A 4,507-nucleotide genomic window follows, 5' to 3' on the forward strand; every position below is an offset into this window, starting at 1 on the left:
GGGTCGCCCGGCACCGGGCCGTTGCGCCCGCGAACCGCCGCTCGAGGCCTCGGGCACGGTGGCCAGGGGCAAAGCGCGGGTGGCGGAGGGCACGACGAGAGTAGTGTTGTGCCGGTCGAACAGGAGGTGGGCTGGTGACCGTCGAGCCGGCCGCGTCACAGTCGCGCCCAGGCAGGACCCCCCGCCTCCCCCGCACCGCCCGCCGCTTCCAGCTGCTCGGCGCGGCGCGCGAGGTCTTCGTCGCGCAGGGCTACCACGCCGCGGCCATGGACGAGATCGCCGAGCGGGCCGGCGTCAGCAAGCCGGTGCTTTACCAGCACTTCCCGGGCAAGCTCGACCTCTACCTCGCCCTGCTCGACGAGCACTCGGCGAAGATGGTCACCGGCGTCCGTGAGGCGCTCGACTCGACGACCGACAACCGGCTGCGGGTCGAGCGCTCGGTCCGGGCCTACTTCGACTTCGTCAACGACCCCAGCGGCGCCCACCAGCTCGTGCTGGAGTCCGACCTGCGCAGCGAGCCAGCGGTCCGCCAGCGGGTGGAGGACGCCTTCGCCCAGTGCGTGCGGGCGATCGCCGCCACGATCGTCGCCGACACGGGCCTTCCCCAGGACGAGGCCGACCTGCTCGCCGTCGGCCTGGTAGGTGTCGCCGAGACCTGCTCGCGCTGGTGGCTCGTGCGCGGCGGCGCGGTGTCGGCCGAACGGGCCGTCGAGACGATGGTGGAGCTCGCCTGGCATGGGATCGGTGGCTATCCCCGCAGCGCGAACGCCTTGGACGGCTCATCCGGCGATCCGCCGGCCTGGACGTCCCAGCAGACCTCCCCGATCGGCTTGCAGACCTCCCCGATCGGCTCCGCCGATCAGGGAGTGGCCCCGGGGGACTCCGGCGGCGGCTCGTCCGTCGACACGAGCTGACACGGCCGACTCCCCAGAAGCGCGGCCAACCCGCAGAAGGCAGACCTAACGCCCGGGGGGCGCTGTGCCGGCAGCGAACACGGCGGCCCAGCACGGACCTGGCGGCGGGCGAGGTCATAGTGTGTCCTGTAATCGTCCGGCGGCTGTGCGCGCCCGCCGGCCAGTCGCACCCGGGGGCACCTCCCACGGCCCGGGAACGCGGCACCGGAGCCTCGGCCCCGGTGAGGATCACAAGGCGCCGGTGAGAACCACGACACGAAGGCGAGGTCATCCGGGTGGAGGTCAAGATCGGCGTGCAGAACGTCGGCAGGGAGCTGGTGCTCGAGAGCGCTCAGACTCCGGACCAGGTCGCCGAGGCGGTCGCCGCGGCCGTCGCCGCGGACGGCGGGCTGCTCTCCCTGGTGGACGAGAAGGGCCGCCGCGTGGTGATCCCCGCCTCGAAGCTGGCCTACGTGGAGATCGCGGAGGCGGAGTCCCGCCGGGTCGGTTTCGGCGCGGTCTAAGCCACGGGGCCCGCTCGGGCCCGAACGCGCCGTGCGCGGGCGCGCGGGTCAGGCTGACAGCCCCAGCGCGGCCATCCGTTCGGAGTGGGCCTTCATGATCCCGTCGAAGATGGCTGCCACCGTTTTCAGGTCTCCGACGCCGACGAGCAGGCCGGTGAGCGCGTCACGCTCGACCGCGACCTGTTGCGCCTGGTTGAGCGCCTCGCCGACGAGCCGGCGTGCCCAGAGCGCGAGCCGGCCGGCAACGACCGGATTGGCGGCGATCGCCGCCCGAACCCGGTCTACGACGAACGCGGCGTGCCCGGTGTCCGCCAGCACGTCGAGGACGAGCGCCCGCGCGTCGTCGTCGAGCCGGTGCGCGATCGCGCGGTAGAAGTCGGCGGCGATGCTGTCGCCGACGTAGGCCTTGACCAGGCTCTCGAGCCAGTCCGCCGGAGCGGTGAGCGCGTGGAAGTCGGTCAGCGGGCCGATGAAGGGCGCCATCGCGACCTCGGGCTGGACGCCACGACCGACCAGCGCTCGGCTGATCGCCTCGAAGTGCGCGAACTCCGCCGCCGCCATCGCCGCCAGCGCGATCTTGTCAGCCAGCGTCGGCGCCATCCGCGCATCGGTCGCCAACCGCTCGAACGCGGTCAGCTCGCCGTAGGCGATCAGCCCGAAAAGATCGACGACGGCCTGGTCAGCCACCGCCCGATCGGCGACCGCCCCCGGCGGGGCGTCCTGGCCGACGGCCTGGGCGGGCGCCGCCGTGGCCGAGGACGCCTGGGCGACTGTGCTGTCCGTCACGTTACTCATCTCTCAGGGCTGTCGGTCCGGCGGCTGGCGCCGGAGGCGCGAGGGACTGGCGCCATTCGTTTCGTCCACGACCGTCGCGGGAACACGACCGGGCCGGTCCGCTCCGGTCGCGGACTGTGCAACGTCTGACAGGCCACGATCGTCGCGGAGCGCGCCCGCGGAGCGGTCACACACGTTATCCTTGCTGTAGCCGCTGGTCATCACAGACCGGCTGGCCGCCGAAGGCATACGCGTCGCCCCGTTCCGGACCGCCGGGCCGAGCAGCTGCGATGAAGCCGCTGGTCCGAGCCACTCGATCGGGCCGCTGGCGCGGCCCGGCACGTAGCGAGCGGCGCCTCAATGTCGGACACCGCTCAGGAGCAGACCAGGAGCGACCCGCTGTCCGTCACAGCCACACCCCTGACCACTACCGACACGACCACAATCGCCGAGCAGGCGGACCCCACCGAGCAGGCAAAGCTCACCTTCGCCGACCTGGGAGTCCGCGCGGAGACGGTGGAGGCGCTCGCCGCCGCGGGCATCATCCACCCCTTCGCGATCCAGGAGCTGACGCTCCCGCTGGCGCTCGCCGGCACCGACATCATCGGCCAGGCCCGCACCGGCACCGGAAAGACCCTGGGCTTCGGCATCCCCCTCGTCCAGAAGGTCCTCGGCCCGGCCGAGGGCGCCGACGGCCGCCCGCAGGCGCTCGTCGTGGTGCCCACCCGCGAGCTGTGCGTCCAGGTCACCGCCGACCTCAACCGGGCCGGCGCCGGCCGGGCGATCCGGCTGCTGTCGGTGTACGGCGGCCGGGCCTACGAACCGCAGATCTCGGCGCTGCGCGCGGGCGTCGACATCGTCGTCGGCACCCCGGGGCGGCTGCTCGACCTGGCCCGCCAGCACGCCCTCGACCTGGGCGCGGTCGCGACCCTGGTGCTCGACGAGGCCGACGAGATGCTCGACCTCGGCTTCCTGCCGGACGTGGAGCGCATCGTCGCGCTGCTGCCGCCTGGGCGCCAGACCATGCTGTTCTCGGCGACCATGCCGGGTCCGGTCATCGCGCTCGCCCGCCGCTTCATGATCCGTCCGGTGCACGTCACCGCCGAGCAGCCCGACGAGGGCCGCACGGTCCCGACCACCAGCCAGCACGTCTTCCGCGCGCACGCGCTGGACAAGATGGAGGTGCTGGCCAGGGTCCTGCAGGCCGGCGGCCGCGGGCTGTCGATGGTGTTCGTCCGGACCAGGCGCACCGCTGACAAGGTGGCCGAGGACCTGTCCCGGCGCGGCTTCGCCGCCGCGGCCGTGCACGGCGACCTCGGGCAGGGCCAGCGTGAGCAGGCACTGCGGGCGTTCCGGTCCGGCAAGGTCGACGTGCTGGTGGCGACCGACGTCGCCGCCCGCGGCATCGACGTCGGCGGCGTCACCCATGTCGTGAACTACCAGTGCCCCGAGGACGAGAGTGTCTACCTGCACCGGATCGGCCGCACCGGCCGCGCCGGCGGCAGCGGCGTCGCGGTCACGTTCGTCGACTGGGACGACCTGGCGCGCTGGCAGCTGGTGAACAAGGCGCTCGCGCTGCCGTTCGACGAGCCGCTGGAGACGTACTCCACGTCGCCGCACCTGTTCGAGCAGCTCGAGATCCCGACCGAGGCGACCGGCGTGCTGCCGCGCGCGGCGCGCACCCGCGCGGGGCTGGCCGCCGAGGAGATCGAGGACCTGGGCGGCGGCCGCCGCGGCCGCCGCCCCGGCCGGGCAGCCGAGACGCGCGACAACGACCGTGAGACGGCCCGCCAGGCCGCCGCCACTCGCACCAGGACCCGTCGGCGCACCCGCGGCGCGGGCGCGGCGGCGGCCGCCGCCGCCGGCACCGCCGAGGACGGCGAGACGGCCGAGGTCACGGCCGGCGACGCGAGCGAGGTCACCGAGCTGGTCACCGTGACCGACGCCGCCGCGGCCGGCACCGCCGAGACGGACGCCGCCGTGACGGACGCCGAGGTCACGGAGCTGACGGCGGCCGGCGTGGACGCCGTCGAGCAGGACGGCGAGGTCTCCTCCCCCGCCCGACGCCGCCGGCGCCGGCGCGGCGGCCGGGGCGGCTCCCGGTCGGTCTCCGGGGCCGAGACGCTCGACGGCCTCGCCGACTCCGGCGACGCCTCCGCGGAACGCGCCGAGTCCGCCTGACCGCGTCCCGGGCGGTCGCGCCGCTTTCGGCGCGGCTCCCGGCCCGGGCGCCTCGGGAATGATGTGGCCGATGGCCGCCCCCCGGCCCGGGGGCGCGGGGGGGCCCCGGCCGGTGGGCCGCGGCGGCCCCCGCCG

The 4,507-nt window shown here is 74.5% G+C and carries 4 protein-coding genes; 3 read left to right on the forward strand and 1 reads right to left on the reverse strand.

Annotated features, from left to right (window positions below):
- Positions 1-134: 134 nt before the first annotated feature.
- Entirely contained in the window at positions 135-914 is a 780-nt protein-coding gene (locus tag I6A81_RS40490; RefSeq protein WP_307875230.1) for a TetR/AcrR family transcriptional regulator, read from the forward strand.
- A gap of 275 nt (positions 915-1,189) precedes the next feature.
- A complete protein-coding gene (locus tag I6A81_RS40495; RefSeq protein ID WP_203006286.1) occupies positions 1,190-1,417 on the forward strand; it encodes a DUF3107 domain-containing protein in 228 nt (75 codons plus the stop codon).
- A 48-nt stretch (positions 1,418-1,465) separates the two neighbouring features.
- Here I6A81_RS40495 and I6A81_RS40500 read toward each other — a convergent pair whose 3' ends face one another.
- On the reverse strand, positions 1,466-2,212 hold the full coding sequence (locus tag I6A81_RS40500) for a ferritin-like fold-containing protein (protein ID WP_407661468.1): 747 nt from the start codon (positions 2,210-2,212) through the stop codon (positions 1,466-1,468).
- A 339-nt stretch (positions 2,213-2,551) separates the two neighbouring features.
- Here I6A81_RS40500 and I6A81_RS40505 point away from each other — a divergent pair, with 339 nt between their 5' ends.
- Positions 2,552-4,372, forward strand: a complete 1,821-nt coding sequence (locus I6A81_RS40505) for a DEAD/DEAH box helicase (protein ID WP_203010502.1) — start codon at positions 2,552-2,554, stop codon at positions 4,370-4,372.
- The last annotated feature ends 135 nt before the right edge of the window (positions 4,373-4,507 follow it).

The sequence above is a fragment of the Frankia nepalensis genome, assembly GCF_016786325.1.
In the GTDB taxonomy this organism is placed as follows: Bacteria; Actinomycetota; Actinomycetes; order Frankiales; family Frankiaceae; genus Pseudofrankia; species Pseudofrankia nepalensis.